The organism is Cryobacterium sp. TS_SC_7, assembly GCF_056156285.1.
In genome coordinates this window covers 433767-452694 of record NZ_CM149589.1, presented here as the reverse complement: position 1 = coordinate 452694, position 18928 = coordinate 433767, and the positions used below count along the sequence as shown (strand labels likewise).

At 67.6% G+C, this 18928-nt stretch carries 18 protein-coding genes and 1 tRNA gene; 3 read left to right on the top strand and 16 right to left on the bottom strand.

Annotated elements, in window-relative coordinates; translation table 11 throughout:
- Positions 1-18: 18 nt before the first annotated feature.
- Entirely contained in the window at positions 19-933 is a 915-nt protein-coding gene (locus AC0J5J_RS02070; RefSeq protein ID WP_134423215.1) for a DMT family transporter, read from the bottom strand.
- A 40-nt stretch (positions 934-973) separates the two neighbouring features.
- Here AC0J5J_RS02070 and def point away from each other — a divergent pair, with 40 nt between their 5' ends.
- A complete protein-coding gene (gene def, locus AC0J5J_RS02065; RefSeq protein ID WP_134423213.1) occupies positions 974-1540 on the top strand; it encodes a peptide deformylase in 567 nt (188 codons plus the stop codon).
- Positions 1541-1557: 17 nt separating this feature from the next.
- Here def and AC0J5J_RS02060 read toward each other — a convergent pair whose 3' ends face one another.
- From AC0J5J_RS02060 to recO, 15 genes are all read right to left on the bottom strand, one after another.
- Positions 1558-2460, bottom strand: coding sequence for a sensor histidine kinase (locus AC0J5J_RS02060; RefSeq protein ID WP_474899249.1), 903 nt, complete (start codon positions 2458-2460; stop codon positions 1558-1560).
- Positions 2461-2524: 64 nt separating this feature from the next.
- Positions 2525-2597: transfer RNA gene (locus tag AC0J5J_RS02055), tRNA-Asn, on the bottom strand.
- Positions 2598-2661: 64 nt separating this feature from the next.
- The gene (locus AC0J5J_RS02050) at positions 2662-3669 is read right to left on the bottom strand and encodes a D-isomer specific 2-hydroxyacid dehydrogenase family protein (protein ID WP_474899247.1); all 1008 of its coding nucleotides are present in this window, start codon (positions 3667-3669) and stop codon (positions 2662-2664) included.
- Positions 3653-4558, bottom strand: coding sequence for an ATP-binding cassette domain-containing protein (locus AC0J5J_RS02045; RefSeq protein ID WP_474899245.1), 906 nt, complete (start codon positions 4556-4558; stop codon positions 3653-3655). Before AC0J5J_RS02045 ends, AC0J5J_RS02050 begins: the two co-directional genes overlap by 17 nt.
- A 5-nt stretch (positions 4559-4563) precedes the next feature.
- Positions 4564-6252, bottom strand: a complete 1689-nt coding sequence (locus tag AC0J5J_RS02040) for an ABC transporter ATP-binding protein (RefSeq protein WP_474899243.1) — start codon at positions 6250-6252, stop codon at positions 4564-4566.
- A complete protein-coding gene (locus AC0J5J_RS02035) occupies positions 6249-7325 on the bottom strand; it encodes an ABC transporter permease (RefSeq protein ID WP_474899241.1) in 1077 nt (358 codons plus the stop codon). Before AC0J5J_RS02035 ends, AC0J5J_RS02040 begins: the two co-directional genes overlap by 4 nt.
- A gap of 1 nt (position 7326) precedes the next feature.
- Complete coding sequence (locus AC0J5J_RS02030; protein ID WP_474899239.1) at positions 7327-8415, bottom strand: ABC transporter permease; 1089 nt, start codon at positions 8413-8415, stop codon at positions 7327-7329.
- 95 nt (positions 8416-8510) lie between these two features.
- Complete coding sequence (locus AC0J5J_RS02025; RefSeq protein WP_134423199.1) at positions 8511-10148, bottom strand: ABC transporter substrate-binding protein; 1638 nt, start codon at positions 10146-10148, stop codon at positions 8511-8513.
- Positions 10149-10319: 171 nt separating this feature from the next.
- Complete coding sequence (dnaG, locus tag AC0J5J_RS02020) at positions 10320-12182, bottom strand: DNA primase (protein ID WP_474899237.1); 1863 nt, start codon at positions 12180-12182, stop codon at positions 10320-10322.
- Between the two features lie 79 nt (positions 12183-12261).
- Positions 12262-13512 carry a deoxyguanosinetriphosphate triphosphohydrolase gene (locus AC0J5J_RS02015; RefSeq protein ID WP_134423195.1) on the bottom strand — a complete coding sequence of 417 codons (1251 nt, stop codon included), beginning with the start codon at positions 13510-13512 and terminating at the stop codon, positions 12262-12264.
- Positions 13505-14677 carry a tRNA dihydrouridine synthase DusB gene (gene dusB / locus AC0J5J_RS02010; protein ID WP_134423193.1) on the bottom strand — a complete coding sequence of 391 codons (1173 nt, stop codon included), beginning with the start codon at positions 14675-14677 and terminating at the stop codon, positions 13505-13507. Before dusB ends, AC0J5J_RS02015 begins: the two co-directional genes overlap by 8 nt.
- A 45-nt stretch (positions 14678-14722) precedes the next feature.
- A complete protein-coding gene (locus AC0J5J_RS02005; protein ID WP_166785446.1) occupies positions 14723-14863 on the bottom strand; it encodes a hypothetical protein in 141 nt (46 codons plus the stop codon).
- Positions 14860-15519, bottom strand: a complete 660-nt coding sequence (locus AC0J5J_RS02000) for a DsbA family oxidoreductase (RefSeq protein WP_134423191.1) — start codon at positions 15517-15519, stop codon at positions 14860-14862. Before AC0J5J_RS02000 ends, AC0J5J_RS02005 begins: the two co-directional genes overlap by 4 nt.
- 136 nt (positions 15520-15655) lie before the next feature.
- Complete coding sequence (locus tag AC0J5J_RS01995; RefSeq protein ID WP_134423189.1) at positions 15656-16474, bottom strand: isoprenyl transferase; 819 nt, start codon at positions 16472-16474, stop codon at positions 15656-15658.
- Positions 16471-17193: a DNA repair protein RecO gene (recO, locus tag AC0J5J_RS01990; RefSeq protein WP_134423187.1), complete on the bottom strand. Its 723-nt coding sequence runs from the start codon at positions 17191-17193 to the stop codon at positions 16471-16473. The genes AC0J5J_RS01995 and recO overlap by 4 nt, the downstream gene beginning before the upstream one ends.
- A 77-nt stretch (positions 17194-17270) precedes the next feature.
- Here recO and AC0J5J_RS01985 point away from each other — a divergent pair, with 77 nt between their 5' ends.
- A complete protein-coding gene (locus AC0J5J_RS01985; protein ID WP_241972595.1) occupies positions 17271-17969 on the top strand; it encodes a trimeric intracellular cation channel family protein in 699 nt (232 codons plus the stop codon).
- A gap of 110 nt (positions 17970-18079) precedes the next feature.
- Positions 18080-18820, top strand: coding sequence for a hypothetical protein (locus tag AC0J5J_RS01980; RefSeq protein ID WP_474899236.1), 741 nt, complete (start codon positions 18080-18082; stop codon positions 18818-18820).
- Positions 18821-18928: the final 108 nt, after the last annotated feature.

Sequence of the window (18928 nt, the reverse complement as noted above, 5' to 3'; positions counted from 1 at the left end):
GGGCGGTCAGGTGATTGGTCAGTCGGTGGTGAGCGGGTGGTATCGGGCCAGCAAGAACACCCCGACGATCGCGATGACACCGGCCACGATGAAGGCGATGGCAGCCCAGGCCGGAGCCTGTTCCACCTCGCCCAGAACGATGATGCCGATCCCGACGGCGATCAGCGGATCAATAACGGTGAGCCCGGCGATCACCAGGTCGGGCGGGCCGGACGAGTAGGCATTCTGCACAAAGTAGGCACCGAGAGCCGCAGCCAACAGCAAACCCAGCACGCAGATCAGGGTCAGCCACTCGAAATTGCCGTTCTGGGTACGGTTGATGACGACCTTCGCCAGGGTCGCGACGAAGCCGTAGAGCACGCCGGCGCCGACGATGTAGAACATGGCTTTGAACCGGCTGCGCAGGAAGACGAAGGCGGCCGCGAAGAGCAGCAGAACGACGCCCAGCACGATCAGGATGGTGATCAGTTTTCGGTCGGTGACGGGCTTGTCCACGGCGGTGAAAGCGGCCACGGTGACGAAGAGGCCGACCCCGCCGACGCACATGGCGATTGCGATCTTCGATGCCCGGTTGACCGGGACCCGCGTGATCCGAGCGTTGAGAATCGATGTGATCACCAGAGCCACGGCACCGAGTGGCTGAACCATGATGATGGGGGCGAAGGCCAGGCTGGAGAGCTGGAACACGATCGCCAGGCCCAGCATGAGCGTGCCGAACACCCAGGATGGCCGGGCCAGCAACAGCATGAGCTGACGCGGATTGAGCCCGCCGGTGACCTCCACGGTATTCGCTTCGACTTTGGTCACCCCGCGGTGCTGGAATTGAGCGCCCAGCGACAGGAAGACCGCGCCCACCAGAGCAAGTGGAATCCCGATGGCCTGACGCGGGTTGATGGCGATTTCCGTTGCCAGGTCGGTCAGGTCAGGGGTCACCCAACGACCCTATCGAGAACCAGCCCGATATCCTTGGTGAATGGCCGTTCGTTCGATAGTTATTTCAGGAGATCCCGTTCTCCACTCCCCCGCTCTTCCCGTCGTGGATTTCGACGATGACCTGCGAGAACTCGTGCAGGACATGTACGAAACGATGGACACCGCGCCTGGCGTCGGCTTGGCGGCGACGCAGGTGGGTGTGCCGCTTCGGCTGTTCACCTACAACTTCCTCGACGACGACGACCACCTGTGGCGCGGCGTTGCGATCAACCCCGAACTGTGGATCACCCCGGTTCCCGCGGGTGAGGCCGACGAGGACGAGGACGTCGAGGGCTGCCTGTCCTACCCGGGCGAGCGCTTCCCGCTCCTGCGCTCACCGTCCGCGATCCTGCGTGCAGTGGACCTCGAGCAGAAGCCATTCGAGATCCACGCCGAAGACTGGCTCGCGCGCATCTTCCAGCACGAGTACGACCACCTGGACGGCACCCTGTACGTGGACCGGCTGGAGCACTTCTATGCGAAGATCGCCACCAAGATCACCCGCAAGCGGGGCTGGGGCGTTCCCGGACTCGGCTGGATGCCCGGCGTCGACAACCTCGAAGACTGATCACCAGGGTCACCAGGTCAGCCGCGGGCGAGATCGACGCCGTGGATGCCGTTGTGAAAGCGCAATGACGGGAAGATCGCCGAGACCGTGAAGCCCACGCCGGGCACGGTCCCCGCGTTGAAGATGCCCCCGAACATCTCGGTGCGCTCGCGCATCTGAGTGATGCCTGCCCCGGAGATGCTGCCACTGAGCGCTTTGAGGTCGTCGTCGATCGTGTACGCGGTGCGGGCGGCGAAATCCGCGGCGTCGGCGCTGTTGCGGCGGGCGGCCGCACGGATGCCGTCATCGGCCACCAGCAGCGTCAGCCCGTCCTGGGTCCAGGTGAACGTGACCCGGGCCTCCGTGCCCACCCCGCCATGGGTGAGCGAGTTGGCCAACGCATTCTGCAGAATGCGGAAGATCGCCAATTCGGCGCCTGGTTTGAGCGGAAACCGTTCACCGGTCTCGGTGAAGTCCACAGTCACGCCGGCATCGCGCATCACCCGGAACAGGTCGCGCGCCGATTGCAGGCCCGGCTGCGGTGTGGCACCGGATTCGCCCTCGCGCACGATCGTCAGCACGCGGCGCATGTCCGCCAGGGCGACCCGGCCGTCCTCGACCATCGCCGTCGCCACGCGAACGGCGCTGGACGGGTCGCTCTCGGCCGTATACCGGGCACCCTCGGCACGGGTGACCAGGCGGGCCACGGAGAGTACGGCGACATCCTGCAACTCCCGGATGATGCCAAGCCGGCCCTGCTGCTCGGCGAGGGACAGTTGAAGGTCGATGCGCATCCGCTCTGCCGCGGTGCGGTCGAAGACCACGCGCCGGGCCCGGAACATGGTGACCAGCCAGAGGGCCAGCAATACCAGGACGAGGGCGATCAGAACGTTGCTCAGATTAAGCCAGGACTCCACGGATGCCGCCTTTGCTGCTGCCACGTCGCACGGGAATGAACGGGATACAAAAAAGGCCACCAGGGGTGGAGCCCTTGGTGGCCTTTCGCTCCCCGACTTGGACTCGAACCAAGAACCTGCGCATTAACAGTGCGCTGCTCTGCCAATTGAGCTATCGAGGAATGCTGCGTTTACAACTCTGCTACTTTATCAAAAGTTGGCGATCTGCCAAATCGAGGCCGGTCGTCAGTAGCCGAGTCGGGGGTCGACGACCCCGACGAACCGCCCGTCTTCAAGGAAAGCACCCACATTGAGTCGAATCCGCTCGGCCAGAAGCGGTGCGGTCATCTCGGGCGTGTCGGCCGAATGCGGCGTGATCAGGCACCTCGGCTCGGTCCACAGCGGATGTCCCGGCGGCAGCGGCTCCGGATCGGTTACGTCGAGTGCCGCCGCCGCGATCATCCCCTCAGCGAGGGCGGCCACCAGAGCGTTGGTGTCGACGAGTGGGCCGCGCGCGATGTTCACGAGCACCGCGTCGGGGCGCATCAACTCGAGCTCGACCTGGCCGATCAGGTGCCGGGTGCCGCCCGTCAGCGCGGCCGCGATCACAACCACGTCGCTCGTTCGGAGCACGCGCGGCAGGTCCGCAGTCTCCACCGTGAGTTCGGCGCCTGGCACCGGTTCGCTGCTGCGCCGAACGACTGTCACGTGGGTGCCGAAAGGCGCGAGCAGCCGGATCAGTTCACGGGCGATCCCTCCGGCGCCGATGACGGTCACGTTCAGACCGTAGAGCGAGCGGCCCTCCGAACGGGTGCTCCACGTGGAGGCTCGCGCACGCTTGGGCAGCACACGCAGCAGAGCCAGGGTCAGGGCGAGGGCATGCTCGGCCACGGGCTGCGCATAAGCTCCCTTCGCGCTCGTCCAGAGCAGGTCGGTGCGGTCCATTCCGCCCAGCACCTCACTGAAGGCGTCGACGCCGGCCCACGGCAGCTGGACCCAGCCGATGCCCGGATGCTTCTCCAGGGTGGCCCGCAGTTCCTCGGCCCGGCCATAGTCCAGCCAGATCAACCCGCGGGTGTCGCCGGAGAGCTCGGCGAGGGTTCCACCGGCATCATGCACGGCACGAGCGAAGGCGTCGCCGGGCCGAGGGAGGATCGTGATCGGGCCCGGGGCCGGCCGGCGCCCCGCCGGCAGCGCCGAAACCTCGTCCGAAAGCACGGCCTGGTGCTGCACGGGCTCAGTTCTCGCTGACATGTTCACCGGGCTCGCTCTCATAGTCGTACTCGTCGTCGTCGTCGCTCTCGTCCTCGTCGCTCGCCGGGTCTCCCAGAAGCGCTGCGGCCAGGCCGGCCACATACGGATGCCGCGGGTCGTCGAACACCTCGTCGATCGTGCCCAGCCCCACCAGGATTCCCTGGTGCAGCACGGCGATGCGGTCAGCCACCCGGCGCAGGACGTTGAGATCGGAGCTGATCACCAGCGCCGAAAAGGCCCGCTCCCGCTGCAACTCGCCGAGCAGGTCGACGACGGCGTCCCGCACGGTGGCATCGACGCCGGCCGTGGGCTCGTCCGCGATCAGCAGCGCCGGACCGAACACGAGCGCCCGTGCCAGGGCCACCCTCTGGCGCTGCCCGTTGCTGAGCTCATAGGGGAACTTGGTGAGCACCGTCAACGGCAGGCGCACCGAGTCGACCATGGTGGCCACCAGGGTCTCCAGCTCAGCCCGGTCGTACCGTCGGTCCCGGTCGAGAACAGGTTCGGCCACGATCTCCGCCACCGTCAGGGTCGACGGCAGCGTGGCCGCGGCGTCCTGAGCCAGATGCCCGACCCCGAACGTGAGCCGGGACAGTTTGCGCCGACGGATGCCGCGCATCCGGTACCCCTGCACCGTCGCCTCTCCCCCGGTGATCTGAGGCCGCACATCCCCGCCGCCGCGCCCCGTGAACGCGGCCCCGGACAGCACCCGGGCCAGCGTGCTCTTACCCGAGCCGCTCTGGCCGAGCAGACCGAGAACCTCACCGGGTTCGAGTCGCAGGGTGAGGCCGTGAACTGCCACGAACGCGCCACTGGCACCGTGGGGCGGGTATTCGATCGTCAGGTCGCTCGTGGAGAAAGCAGGTATCGGTGCGGCGCCGCGGGTCATGATGTCTATCCTGCCGCACGCAACCGGCGAAGCCCCTCCCGACGCAGGGCCTGCTCGGCCGGGTCCGGAACGGGCAGGGATGCGAGGAGCCGCTGGGTATACGGATCCTGGGGCGCGCCGAGCACCTCGGCGCTCGTGCCCTCCTCGACCAGTTTGCCGCGGTAGAGCACCGCGATCCGGTCCGCCACGAGGTCCACGACGGCCAGGTCGTGGCTGATGAACAGCGCTGCGAAGCCGAATTCACGCTGGAGTTCCGCGAAGAGCTCCAGCACCCGCGCCTGCACGGAGACGTCCAGTGCGCTGGTGGGCTCGTCGGCGATGAGCAGGGGCGGTTCCAGGGCGAGCGCCCTGGCCAGGCTGGCCCGCTGACGCTGGCCGCCGCTGAGCTCGTGCGGGTAGCGGTCGCCGTAGGCGCGCGGCAACTGCACGGCCTCGAGGAGTTCGTCGACGCGCTTGCGGGCGGCGACGGCGTTCTTCGCCCGGCCGTGCACGACGAGGGGCTCGGCGACGCAGTCGGCAATGGTCAGCAGCGGGTTGAAGCTCGACGCCGGGTCCTGGAACACGAAGCCGATATCACTGCGGTACTTCTTGAACGCGCGTTCTTTGAAGCCGTTCATCTCGTGGCCGAGGACGGTGAGGGATCCCCCCGTCACGCGGGTCAGACCAGCGATGGCCCGGCCGATCGTGGTCTTGCCGGACCCGCTCTCCCCGACCAGGCCGAGCACCTCCCCGGGACGGATCAGGAAGCTCACCTCGTCAACGGCTGTGAAACCGGCCCGGCCGAGCCGGCCGGGGTATTCGACCCAGAGCCGGTCGGCGACGACGACGGGGGCCTGCTGCTCCCAGTCACGCGTGCGGGCGCTCGCCCGGGCAGCGGCGTGAACGACGCCCTGGCCGACGTGCGGCACGGCCGCGAGCAGCTTCTTCGTGTAGTCGTTCTGCGGGGAACTGAAGAGCGTCTGAACCTCCGCCTCCTCGACGACCTTGCCCTGGTACATCACGGCGACCCGGTCGGCGAGATCGGCAACCACGCCCATGTTGTGCGTGATGAGCACAATGGCCGCACCGAATTCGTCCCGGCACCGGCGCAGCAGGTCGAGGATTTCGGCCTGCACGGTCACGTCGAGGGCCGTGGTCGGCTCGTCAGCGACGATCAATCCGGGGTCGAGCACGAGGGCCATGGCGATCACAACGCGCTGCTTCTGACCACCGGAGAACTGGTGCGGGTAGTAGTCGACACGAGTCTGCGGGTCGGGGATGCCGACCCGGCCGAGGATCTCGATGGCTTTCGCACGCGCCTCCCGGCGCCCGACCTGGCCGTGCGCGCGAATTCCCTCCATGATCTGCCAGCCCACGGTGTACACGGGGTTCAGAGCGGTCGACGGTTCCTGGAAGACCATGGACACGTCCGAGCCGCGCACCTGACGCAGTTGCTTGGTGCTCAGCGAGATGATGTCGCTCTCGCTCGAGCCGTCCTTGCTGCTGAGGATGACGGCGCCCGACGCGGTCGCCGTCTCCGGCAACAGCCCCAGGATGGTCTTGGCGGTCACGGTTTTGCCGCTGCCGCTCTCACCGACGATGGCGAGCACCTCTCCGGGGGCAACCCGGAGGGTCACACCGTCGACGGCGCGCACGGCCCCCGCGTCGGTGGCGAAGGAGATGCCGAGGTCGGTGATGGTGAGTACGTCGGTCATGATCCGGCCTCGAGTCCGTCGGAGGGATGGGTGGCGGCGCCTTCGAGGCCGTTGAGGCCGCCGGGGCCTGCCGCCAGGGTGCCGCCGGGTACGACCGAGGTCTGGGCGACGACGCCGGCCGCCTGGGCGACGGCGCGGCGACCGCGCAGCCGCGGGTCGGCCAGGTCGTTGAGGCTCTCGCCCACGAGCGTGATGCCGAGCACCACGAGAACGATGGCCAGGCCCGGGAACAGAGCCGTCCACCAGATTCCGCTGGTCACGTCCGAGAGCGCCCTGTTCAGATCGAAGCCCCACTCGGAGGCGGCGGTCGGTTCGATGCCGAAGCCGAGGAAGCCCAGACCGGCGAGGGTCAGGATCGCCTCCGACGCGTTCAGGGTGAAGATCAGCGGAAGGGTGCGGGTGGCGTTGCGCAGCACGTGGCGGAACATGATGCGGGTGTTGCTGGCGCCCAGCACGCGCGCGGATTCCACATAGGCCTCGGCCTTGATGCGCACCGTCTCGGCCCGGATCACCCGGAAGTACTGCGGAATGAACACCACGGTGATGGAGATGGCCGCCGCGAAGACGCCGCCGATCAGGTTCGACTTTCCGCCGGAGATGACGATCGACATCACGATGGCGAGCAGGAGGGACGGGAACGCGTAGACGGCGTCGGAGACGACCACCATGATGCGGTCGAACCAGCCGCCGAAGTAGCCCGAGACCAGTCCGAGGAACACTCCGGCGAAGATCGACAGCACCACGGCGACGATGATCACGAACAGGGCGGTCTGGGCACCCCACAGCACGCGGGAGAGCACGTCGTAGCCGCTCACGGTGGTACCGAGCGGATGCGATCCGCCGGGTGGCTGCTGGGCCCCGAAGGCGCCGTCGGCGTCGCGCAGCTGGCTGTACCCGTAGGGGGCCAGCACGGGGGCGAAGATGGCCGTGAGCACGAACAGGGTGGTGATGATCAGCCCGGCGATCAGCATCCCGCGCTGAAGTCCCATGCTCTGCCGGAGCTGGTGCACGACCGGGACGCGGGACCACAGGCTGCGCTTGGGCGTGGTCGCGACGGATGTGAGGTCGCTCATCTCAGTACCTCACCCTCGGGTCGATCAGCGCGGCGATGATATCCACGACGAAGTTGGTCAGGGCGACGATCACCGCGAGCAGCGCGACGATTCCCTGCACGGCGACGAAGTCCCGCGCTTTGAGGAACTCGGAGAGCATGAAGCCCAGGCCCTTCCATTCGAAGGTGGTCTCGGTCAGCACGGCGCCGCCGAGCAGCAGGGCGATTTGCAGACCGATCACGGTGATGATCGGAATCAGCGCCGGACGGTAGGCGTGCTTGCGCACGAGACGGAACTCGCTGACCCCCCGGGAGCGGGCGGCGTCGACGTAGTCGGTGCCGAGAGTGCCGATGACGTTGGTGCGCACGAGGCGGAGGAAAACGCCCGCCGTGAGCAGCCCCAGGGCCAGGGCGGGTAGAACCGCGTGCTCGAGCACGTCGATGAGCACGGCCGGATCGCCGGTCATGATGGCGTCGATCGTGTAGAGGCCGGTCTCATTCGGCAGCAGCTGCATCTGCAGTTCGGCACCGGTGGAGGCTCGGCCGGAGACGGGCAGAACGTCCAGCCAGACCGCGAAGACGAGCTTGAACAGCAGCCCGGAGAAGAACACCGGGGTGGCGTAGCAGAGGATCGCGAAGACGCGCAGGAAGGCGTCCGGGGACTTGTCGCGCCAATACGCGGCGACCATGCCCAGCGGGATCCCGACGATGAACGCGACAAGGAGGGAGTAGAAGACGAGCTCCAGCGTGGCGAGACCGTAGGTCAGCAGGATCTCGGACACCGGACGGTTGGTGCTGATGGTGGTGCCGAAGTTACCCGTGAAGATCTGGCCCAGGTATTCCACGTACTGCACGAAGATGGGCCGGTCATAGCCGGCCGCCGAGATGCGTTCCGCGAGCTGTTCCGGACCGAGTCGGCCGCCGAGGGCGGCCGTGATCGGGTCGCCGGTCGTGCGCATCAGCCAGAACACCATGGAGACCAGGATGAAGATGGTGGGGAAGATCAGCAGGAACCGGATCAGGATGTACCGACCGATCCCGCCGTCCGATGCGGGGCGTTTCTTGCGGCCCGGCGCCCGAGGGGGCGCGGATCGCGTGGTCACAGAGGTCATTCCTGCCTAACGAATGCACTAAGCGGGGGCACCCAGCGCGCACGCTGCTGGATGCCCCCGGCTGTCAGATTAGAGAAACTCTAACGAAGGATGCTCTAACCCTTCGCCAGCGCCGCGTACCGGAACTTGAACGACGCGTCGAGCGTGTCTTCGGTTCCGGTCACATCGGTGCCGGTGACGGCGACCTGGGCACCCTGGAGCAGCGGCACGGTCGACAGCTGCGCGGCGACCTTGTCCTGGATCTCCTCGATGATCGCGGTGCGCTCACCGGGGTCGGTCGTGACGGCCTGCTTGAGGATCAGGGCGTCGACCTCGGGGTCGCTGTAGTGGTTCTTCAGGAAGCCGCCTTCGAGGAAGAACGGGGTCAGGTAGTTGTCGGCGTCGGAGTAGTCCGGGAACCAGCCGAGCTGGTAGACCGGGTAGACATCCGTGGTGCGGTCCTTGGAGTACTGGACCCACTCGGTGGTCTGCAGGTTGACAGTGAAGAGGCCCGATGCTTCCAGCTGGTCCTTCACGAGGGCGTATTCGTCGCCGGACGAGGGTCCGTAGTGGTCGTTGCTGTACTGGAGGTTCAGCTCGACCGGCCCGGTCACCCCGGCGGCGTCGAGGGTGGCCTTCGCCTTGTCGACGTCGGGGGCACCCTCACCGTCGCCGTAGAGGGTCTTGAGGGACTCGGTGGCACCGGTGAGTCCGGCGGGCACGAAGGAGTACACCGGGGTGTAGGTGCCCTTGTAGACCTGCTTGGCGATCTCTTCGCGGTCGACCAGGTCGGCGACGGCCTGGCGCACGGCGAGGGCCTTGGCCGGGTCGGCCTCGGCGGTCTTCGCACCGTAGGGCTGGGTGTCGAAGTTGAAGGTGATGTAGCGGAGCTCGCCGCCGGGGCCGTCGACGACCTTCACCTGGTCGTTTCCACGCAGGTCCTCGATGTCGGTGGCCGACAGGCTGCGGAACGCAACATCGATGTCACCCTGCTGCACTTCGAGCTTCAGGTTGGAGGCGTCGGCGTAATACTTCACGTTGACGACGTCGGTCTTGGCAGCGCCCAGGAGACCCTCGTAGTCCGGGTTGGCCTTGTAGCCGACCAGGTTGTTGAAGTCGTAGCTGGTGATGACGTACTGGCCGGCGAACGCGTTCGCGTCGACGATGTCCTGGTCGGGCGTGAGCTCGGTGGCCGAGAACGAGTCCTCGTCGACGATCGGGCCGGCCGGGCTGGACAGGATCTGCGGGAAGATCTGGTCGTCCGCCTGCTTGAGCGTGAAGACGACGGTGGTGTCGTCGGGGGCCGCGACGCTGTCCAGGTTGTAGAGCAGCGAGGAGGGGCCGTTGTCGTCGGCGATGGCGAGCTGGCGGTCGAACGTGAACTTGACGTCCGAGGAGGTCAGGTCGTTGCCGTTGGCCCACTTCAGGCCAGGCTTGAGGGTGACGGTGTATTCGGTCGGGCTGGTGAACTCGGCGGCCGTGGCGATGTCGGGCTCCACGTCGGGGCTTCCGTAGGGCGTGTTCATCAGGAACGGGAAGACCTGGTTCTGCACGGCGAACGAACCGTTGTCGTAGGAACCGGCCGGGTCGAGCGACGTGATCTTGTCGGTCGTGCCGATCGTGATGGCGTCGCCACCCGAGGTGGTCTCGCCGTCTGTCCCGCCGGCGGAGCAACCCGCCAGGGTCAATGCGGCGGCAGCGACGACCGCTGCGGCACTGAGCCCTCTCGCGCGTGAAGTGGATGAGAATGCCATAGCCGTGAGCCTCTTCCTCTAGGAAACCGATGCCGGGACGCACGAATCGTGCACGGCCCCGCATTGCTGTAGGAAAAGAATTAGCACAGAATGCCCGGTCGACCGGCTCAATGACAGGCATCTTTATCGAGCTGCAACGTGCGCCGGCCCGGTGGGCGAACGCTGGGCGCCCTACTCCTCGCGAAGATTGCGGCGTTCGGCCTCGACCCGCACCAGCTCCCGCTGAAGCGCCACGTACACCTCGCGGTTGGTGGCATCCGCTCGCTGCAGGCGCCCCAGGAGCTCTGCTTTCTGGCGCAGCAGGTCGCTGTGGATCAACGCCACCGTGATGTCGCGCACGTACCGGGCGACCTCGCGTTCGGAGCGTTCGGGCAGGGACGCCATGGCCAGCTCCTTGACCAGGTTCTCCACGGGCGGCGGAACCTCAGCGACGATGCGGTCGAGCCAGTCGGCGGCATCGTGGTGCGGCACGGTGGCCGCGATGGCGTCACGCACCAGGGCCAGAGTGGTGTTCGCGAACGTGGTCTGCACGGCCCGTTGGATCAGGTCGACGCCGACCAGCGTCGGGCGCTGGAGCATGGCCATCAGGCCGTCGCGTTCCATCCGGGTGACCGGGTCGGTGGCCAGGTCGAGCATGGAGAACGGTTGCTCCCGGGGCGCGGGTTCGTCGGCGCCGGTCTGCCGGGTCGTTGTGGTGGTACCTGACGAGCGGGAGCGTGAGACGGCGGCGGAGACGGCCTTGCCGACCTCGCCGAGTTCCATGCCGAGCATGCGGGCCAGCTCGTGCGTGTAGCCGGGGCGCAGGGCCGGGTCGCGGATGTCTCCGACGATCGGCGCCGCGGCGCGGAGGGCAGCCACACGACCCTCCACCGTGTCGAGGTTGTACTGCCCGAGCAGCTGCCGGATCATGAACTCGAACATGGGCTTCTTCGAGTCGATCAGCCGGCGCACGGCGTCATCGCCGCGGTGCAGCCGCAGGTCGCAGGGGTCCAGCCCCTCGGGGGCGACGGCCACGTACGTCTGCGCGGAGAAACGCTGCTCTTCACTGAACGCGCGCATGGCGGCCTTCTGACCGGCGGCATCCGGGTCGAACGTGAACACGACCTCGCCGACCCCGCTGTCGTCACCCAGCACCCGGCGGAGCACCTTGATGTGGTCGACCCCGAAGGATGTCCCGCAGGTGGCGACCGCAGTCGTCACCCCGGCGAGATGGCAGGCCATGACGTCGGTGTACCCCTCGACGACGACGACCTGGTGTCCGCGGGAGATGTCCCGTTTGGCCAGGTCCAGGCCGTACAGCACCTGAGCCTTGTGGTAGATCGGCGTCTCGGGGGTGTTCAGGTATTTGGGTCCCTTGTCGTCGTCGAGAAGGCGGCGCGCCCCGAAGCCGATGGTCTGACCGGTGATGTCCCGGATCGGCCAGACCAGCCGGCCCCGGAAACGGTCGTACACGCCACGGTCGCCACTGGAGACCAGGCCGGACAGGGTGAGCTCCTCGGTGGAGAACCCCTTGCCGCGCAGGTGGTTGGTGAGCTCGTCCCAGCTCTTCGGGGCGAAGCCCACGCCGAACCGCGCGGCCGCCAGGGAATCGAAGCCGCGCTCGCCGAGGAAGGTGCGCCCGACCAGCGCGCCGGGGCTGCCGAGGCGCTCCACGAAGAAGTCGGCGGCCGCCTGGTTGGCGGCGTACAGGCGCGCCCGGTTGGTGTGGTCGGGTGCCTCTCCGGCCCCGCCCTCGTAGTGCAGTTCGATGCCGACCCGTCCGGCCAGTCGTTCGACGGCCTCGCTGAAGCTGACGTGGTCCATCTTCTGCAGGAAGGAGTAGACGTCGCCGCTCTCGCCGCAGCCGAAGCAGTGGTAGAAACCGACCTGCGGACGCACGTGGAAGCTCGGACTGCGCTCGTCGTGAAAGGGGCACAGACCCTTCATCGAGCCGACGCCGGCGGACTTGAGGCTCACGTAGTCGCCGACGATGTCGGCGATGTTGGTGCGGGCCTTGACCTCTTCGATGTCATTTTGTCGAATCAGGCCTGCCATAGCTGAATGTTAGTCCTGCCCGTGTCGGTATTCGGTGCCGTGCTGTCGTTCTGTGCGGTGCTGTCGTTCGGTGCAGGCCTCAGCGCTTCACCAGTCGTTCGTACCAGGCCAGCGCCGACTGGTCGGTGAGGCTGGCGACCTGGTCGACGACGACACGTTTGCGGGCCGCATCGTCGGCGGCCGCGTGCCAGTCCTCCTGGTAGCCCGGGTCGAGATGCTGGTCGCCGGTGGCGTGCAGGGTGCGCGCCAGAAGAGTGAGCACCTGGCGCTGCTCCACATAGATGGGTTTGCGGGTCTGGCGGGTCATCACGAAGGTCGCCACGATGCCCTTGAGCACGGCGATTTCCGCTTCCACCTCCCGGGGCACTTCCACGTGGGCGCCGAATCGGTTCAGGTGCGCTCCCGGGTTCGCCTCCCGGGTGGCGCGCACGGCGGCTCCGCTGAACCGCCCGATCAGCTGGCTCGTCAGGTTCTTGAGCCGGCCCTGGTCGTGCCGGCTGCCGGTCCAGCTCTCCAGCCACGCGTTGAGGGAATCGAGTCGGTTGAAGGCGTCCGCGAGGTCGTCCTCCGTCAAGCCGTCGCCGGTCCACTCGGTCATCGTGGCGAGGAGCTCGTCGTGGTCGGCTCGGCTGCTCAGCAGGGCCACGTCGATGTAGCCGTTCACGACGGCGTCTTCGAAGTCGTGCACGGAGTAGGCGATGTCGTCGGAGAGGTCCATGACCTGGGCCTCGATGCTGAGACGGCGTTCGGGCGCGCCGGTGCGCATCCACTCGAAGGCCCCACGGTCGTCGGGGTAGAAACCGTACTTGGCGCGTCCGCTCGGATCGGCCACCGAGGAGTCGGCCGGCCACGGGTACTTGCAGCTGGCGTCGAGGCTCGCCCGGGTGAGGTTCAGCCCGTAGCTGCGTCCGTCCCTGCCGAAGACCTTGGGCTCGAGGCGGGTGAGCAGGCGCAGGGTCTGCGCGTTGCCCTCGAACCCGCCGATGTCAGCGGACCAGGTGTTGAGCGCCTTCTCACCGTTGTGACCGAAAGGCGGGTGCCCGATGTCGTGCGCCAGGCAGGCGGTGTCGACGATGTCCGGATCCAGGCCCAGCCGCAGGGCCAGTTCGCGCCCGACCTGCGCCACCTCGAGGGAATGGGTGAGCCGGTTGCGCGCGAAGTCGAGCCCGGCGGCAGGGCTGAGCACCTGCGTCTTGGCTGCCAGACGGCGCAGGGCGCTCGAGTGCAGCAGGCGGGCCCGGTCGCGCGCGAAGTCGCTGCGTCGGGAGTCGTGTTCCTCAGGCAGCCAGCGTTCCTCATCGTGACTGGTGTAGCCGGTCTCGTTAGCCACCGCTGGTGTCCCCTTCGCCTTCGGTCAGATGGGCGCGCTCCGCCGACACGAGCTCCTGGGAATCGAGCCAGTGCTCAGGCAGTGAGGTCTTTTTCGGGGTTCCCGCGCGACCGCGCGGGCCCTCGGCGCCGACGCCCGGGTACTCCTGGTCCCCGTCGAGCGTGCCGAGCAGATCGTCGAGCTGGGCGAGGGAGACGACCGAGGCCAGGCTGGCCCGCAGGTCACCGCCGACCGGGTAGCCCTTGAAATACCAGGCCACATGCTTGCGGATGTCCCGGCAGGCCCGCTCCTCGCTCTCGAAGAACTCGGTCAGGAGAACGGCATGGCGGCGGAAGGCATCGGCGACCTGTCCCAGGGTGGGCTCGATCTTGGCGGCCGGGGTACCCGATGCGTCGCCGCGGAAGGCGGCGGCCAGGTCGCCGAACAGCCACGGGCGGCCCAGGCAGCCGCGGCCGACGACGACGCCGTCGCATCCGGTTTCCGCGACCATGCGCAGGGCGTCCTCGGCGGACCAGATGTCGCCGTTGCCGAGCACGGGCACGCTGGTGATGGTGTTCTTGAGGGTCGTGATGGCGGACCAGTCGGCCTGTCCGGAGTAGAACTCGGCGGCCGTGCGGGCGTGCAGGGCGATGGCTGCGACACCGGCGCCTTCGGCCGCTTTGCCGGCTTCCAGGTAGGTGAGATGGTCGGAGTCGATTCCCTTGCGCATCTTCACGGTCACGGGCACGGGCCCCGCGGCCGTCACGGCCGCTTCCACGATCTGGCGGAACAGTCCCAGTTTCCAGGGCAGGGCGGCGCCGCCGCCCTTCCGGGTGACCTTGGGCACGGGGCAGCCGAAGTTCAGGTCGATGTGGTCGGCACGGTCTTCGGCCACCAGCAGCGTGACGGCGTCGGCGACGGTCTTCGGGTCGACCCCGTAGAGCTGGATGGAACGCGTCTTCTCGCTCTCGTGGTGGTTGATCAGGCGCATCGACTCGGTCGTGCGTTCCACCAGGGCGCGGGACGTGATCATCTCGCTGACGTAGAGGCCCGCGCCGAACTCGCGGCACAATCTGCGGAACGCCGTGTTGGTGATTCCGGCCATCGGCGCGAGAACGACGGGCACGTCGAGCGTGAGCGGGCCGATCTTGAGGGGCGCCGGGCGGGTATCGGTTACAGAAGTCATCCGCTCAATTCTCCCCCACGTCGGCACGCCCTGCGAACGGCTCAGTCAGATGCCGCAGGAGCCGCCGCCGCAGCAGCCGCCGGCGTCGGGCTGGCCGAGCAGTTCGATCGTGGGAACGGAGGATGCCTCGGCGGGGGCGTCCGGGGTGGCGGGGGTGATGGTGGTGGTGTCGGATACGGTGCTCATTTGTTCTTCTCCTCGGATTTTTCGGTGTGCGCCTGGCGGAGTGCCTGCGCGAAGGTGTCGGGGTCCTGGGCGCCGGAGATGCCGTACTTGCCGTCGATGACGAAGAAGGGCACCCCCTGGATGCCGTAGGCGGTGGCCTGGGCGACATCGGCCTTGACGTCCGCGAGGAAGTCGTGGGCGGTCAGGGCGCGCACGACGTCGCCCCGGTCGAGTCCGATTTCGGCGGCGAGGTCGGCGAGGTCGTCGATCCGGCCGACGTGGCGGCCGTCGACGAAGTAGGCCTTGAGGAGGCGTTCCTTCATGTCGAGCTGACGTCCGTGCGCCTTCGCGTAGTGCAGCAGCTCGTGGGAGATGACGGTGTTGGTCTGGTGCACCGAGTCGTAGTCGTAGTGCAGGCCGACGCTCTCGGCGATACCGGTGACGCGCTCGAGCATCAGCTCGACCTCGGCGACCGGCAGGCCCTTGCGCTGGCTCAGGTAGTCGACGGGGCTGCCGTCGAAGTCGACCGGGGTATCGGGTGCGAGTTCGAAGCTGTGGTATTCGACCTCGACGTTTCCGTCGAACAGGGCCGCCCCGGCCTCGAACTTGCGCTTTCCGATGTAGCACCAGGGGCACTGCACGTCGGACCAGATGTCTACTTTGATTGTTTCGCTCACGGTGAGGGCAACCGGCGGAGGGTGTGGGTCTATTCCCGGGATCTCGACAAGCTCGATCACCGCGGGCGCTCGAGCACCGCGGGCGCTCGATCACCGCGGGCGCTCGAGCACCGCGGGCGCTCGATCACCGTGGCGGTCAGAGCGTCGGGGTGTCGACGGCGCCGCCGTAGCGGCGGTTGCGGGACGCGTAGAGCTCGATCGCGTGCCACAGGTCGACGCGGCTGAAATCCGGCCAAAGCGTGTCCAGGAACACCATCTCGGCGTAGGCGCTCTGCCAGAGCATGAAGTTGCTGGTGCGCTGCTCCCCCGAGCTGCGCACGAACAGGTCCACGTCAGGCAGATCCGGCGTGTACAGGTGACGCTGGATGGACTTCTCGGTGATGCCGGAGGGCTTGAGCCTGCCCGCGGCGACGTCCTCAGCCAGCGCGCGAACGGCATCCGCGATCTCGGTGCGCCCGCCGTAGTTCACGCACATGGTGAGGGTGAGCACGTCGTTGCCCCTGGTCAGCTGTTCGGCGAACTGCAGCTCCTTGATGACGGATGCCCACAGCCGCGGCTTGCGCCCGGCCCACCGCACGCGCACCCCCCACTCGTTGAGCTGGTCGCGCCGGCGGTGCAGCACATCACGGTTGAAGCCCATCAGGAAGCGCACCTCGTCGGGTGAGCGCTTCCAGTTCTCGGTGGAGAAGGCGTAGACGCTCAGGTGTTTGACGCCCATCTGGATGGCGCCGGCGACCACATCGAGGAGGGCGGCTTCCCCAGCCTTGTGGCCCTCCACCCGCGGCAGTCCGCGCGCGTTCGCCCAGCGTCCGTTGCCGTCCATCACGACGGCCACGTGTTCGGGCACGACCTTCTTCGGCAGGGCCGGCGGGTACAGGCCCGTCCAGTCCAGGGGCTTGAACGGGACCGCGTCCTTATGGGTGAACGGCTTCTGGCCGAAGGGGTTGGGGTTCATCGACTCACGTGCTCCAATGATCGAAGGCCGCGCCCGAGGTGCCACTGCGTGTACGCGGCGACGACTCCGGTGGCCTGTGCTCTGGTTCGGTCGGGGGCGGACTGGGCGTGTTCCCAGTCCCCGGTCAGGAGGGAGCCGAGCAGGGCGATGGTTGCGGGATCGAGCCGGGGCGACCCGGGGGCGGCGCAGTCGTCGCAGACGATCCCGCCGACCTGCACGACCATCGCCGAGTGGGCTCCCACGGCGCCGCACCGGGCACAGTCCTGGAAGCTGGGGGCCCATCCGGCCATGGACAGGGCTCGAAGCAGGTAGGAGTCCAGCGTCAGGCCGGCGCCGTGCTCCCGGCGGGACAGCGACCGCAGGGCACCCACGAGAAGCAGGTATTGCTGCAGCGACCCCTCCGCCTCGGTCAACTTGTCGGCCGTCTCGACCATGGCGCTGGCCGCGGTGTAGCTCGGGTAGTCGGCGGTGATCAGAGCGCCGTAGGAGCCGATGGACTCCGCCTGCGTGATCACGTCGAGGCTGCGCCCCTCGTAGAGCTGCACATCAGCGACCATGAACGGCTCCAGGCGAGCCCCGAATTTGGACGCGGTGCGGCGCACCCCTTTGGCGACCGCCCGCACCTTTCCGTGCTGGCGGGTGAGCATGGTGACGATACGGTCGGCTTCGCCCAGCTTCTGGGTGCGCAGCACGACGACTTCATCACGGTAAACAGGCACCCTAGGATTCTCCCACCCGGAGGGCCCTGCGACGTCCTCCGCGCCGACGGTCGCCCGTTTCAGTGGTTTCATTAGGGGTGCCCTCCACCTCGTTCTTCATTCCCCTCTGGCTCGACCTCACGGCCGTCGCGATCGGAGCGATCCAGGGGGCCATGTTCGCCGGACGGTTCACCGACCGTCGCTTCGACCTGCTCGGGATCGCCCTGATCGGCGTCACCGTGGGGCTCGGCGGTGGACTGCTGCGTGACATCCTGCTGGGCGGTGTGCCGGCCGCGCTGCAGAGCAACTGGTATCTGCCGGTCTGCGCAGGGGCGGCTCTGCTCGGGATGCTGCTGCAGAGCCTGTTCAACCGGCTGGGCCCGTTCATCATCGCGCTCGACGCGGTCACGATCGGGCTGTTCGGCGCCCTGGGCACCAGCAAGGCGCTGGCCGCGGGCCTGCCGGAGATCCCGGCCCTGTTCGTCGGGGTCATCACCGCCGTGGGTGGGTCGGCCCTGCGGGACATGATGCTGAACGTGCCGATCGCGGTGATGCACGTCGGCTCCTTCTACGCGGTGGCGGCCGGAGTCGGCAGCGGCCTGCTCGTGGTGCTGTTCCTGCTGCAGGTGCCCATCACCATCGCCGGGATCGCCTGCGTCGTGGTGACGACGGTCATCCGGGTACTGGCCGCGCGGTACGGCTGGAGCCTGCCGCAACAGCGCGCGATCGGCAGCTGGCCGCGGTGGCGACGCGAGAATATCGTCGCCTTCCGGCGGCGCCGGGGCCGCGGGGCGTGACCTTCGAGGCAGCCTGAAACTGGTGCGACAAACGACGGATTCTGCACTCGCCTTTCACTCGCTCCCGGGTGAGACTAATGAGAAGAACTCACGTCATTTGGAGGATCCTCATGAACATGCTGAAGGGCAACGTGCCCGATTCGATGCCGGATGTGATGCCGGTCCTGTCCCGAGGCAAGCACAGGAACCCGCGCTCCGGCGCCTGTTTCATGGAGTTCGCCTCCTATCTGTCCGGTGAAGCCTGGAGCGACCATCCGGCCTGCACGCATCCCCTTCTCGCCTCCGTGGCCCGGATGGTGAACGACTGCACCTCGGACACCGCCCGGGCCCGGCTGGTCCCGCTGATCCCCTCAGTGATCGGGCTTCGCGGCGACGACGCGCGCGTGCGACTGCTGATCGCGTTGCGCGCGGCCACATCAGCCCTTCCGGTGACCAGCGCTGACCACCAGCGGGCTCTGGCCGTGGGCATCCTCAATTGCGAACGTCACCTGACCGCTCCCGACGGGACGATCCCCGAGGACGTGGCCGAACGCATCCGCGTCTCCTTCGATTCCGCGCCGGACACCGAGCGCTGGGCGCGGGAGTTCATCGCTTCGATGGGGTCCTGGTCGCGGAGCAAGTTCACGGACCGCACGGCGGAGACCATCATCCGGGTGTCGGTGCAGGGCATCGCCGAGGCGTGCGTGCCCGACCCGGACGGCCAGCTCTATGACCTCCTCGCCGGTGCGATCGACGACTGCACGATGGTGCTGAACCCCATGCCCGAGGCCCGACCGGCCCTGCCGACCGCGAAGCCGACCCACGTCGCTCCGGCGCAACGGACCCGGGCGACCGACACGGCGCGACTCTGATCAGAGCATCGTCCGGGCGCAACACGGAATCGCCGTTCCGGCCGAGTGTCTCCCCCAGGGGTGACACTCAACCGGAACGGCGATTCTCAATTCAGGGCGATTCTCAAT

Excerpts from the sequence above, each read along its gene's own strand:
- AC0J5J_RS02040 (WP_474899243.1), bottom strand. The coding sequence starts at position 6,252 with ATGACCGACGTACTCACCATCACCGACCTCGGCATCTCCTTCGCCACC.
- dusB (WP_134423193.1), bottom strand. The coding sequence starts at position 14,677 with ATGACTTCTGTAACCGATACCCGCCCGGCGCCCCTCAAGATCGGCCCG.
- def (WP_134423213.1), top strand. The coding sequence starts at position 974 with ATGGCCGTTCGTTCGATAGTTATTTCAGGAGATCCCGTTCTCCACTCC.
- AC0J5J_RS01980 (WP_474899236.1), top strand. The coding sequence starts at position 18,080 with ATGAACATGCTGAAGGGCAACGTGCCCGATTCGATGCCGGATGTGATG.
- AC0J5J_RS02050 (WP_474899247.1), bottom strand. The coding sequence starts at position 3,669 with ATGTCAGCGAGAACTGAGCCCGTGCAGCACCAGGCCGTGCTTTCGGAC.
- AC0J5J_RS02045 (WP_474899245.1), bottom strand. The coding sequence starts at position 4,558 with ATGACCCGCGGCGCCGCACCGATACCTGCTTTCTCCACGAGCGACCTG.
- AC0J5J_RS02005 (WP_166785446.1), bottom strand. The coding sequence starts at position 14,863 with ATGAGCACCGTATCCGACACCACCACCATCACCCCCGCCACCCCGGAC.
- dnaG (WP_474899237.1), bottom strand. The coding sequence starts at position 12,182 with ATGGCAGGCCTGATTCGACAAAATGACATCGAAGAGGTCAAGGCCCGC.
- AC0J5J_RS02025 (WP_134423199.1), bottom strand. The coding sequence starts at position 10,148 with ATGGCATTCTCATCCACTTCACGCGCGAGAGGGCTCAGTGCCGCAGCG.
- AC0J5J_RS02035 (WP_474899241.1), bottom strand. The coding sequence starts at position 7,325 with ATGAGCGACCTCACATCCGTCGCGACCACGCCCAAGCGCAGCCTGTGG.
- AC0J5J_RS01995 (WP_134423189.1), bottom strand. The coding sequence starts at position 16,474 with ATGAACCCCAACCCCTTCGGCCAGAAGCCGTTCACCCATAAGGACGCG.
- AC0J5J_RS02030 (WP_474899239.1), bottom strand. The coding sequence starts at position 8,415 with ATGACCTCTGTGACCACGCGATCCGCGCCCCCTCGGGCGCCGGGCCGC.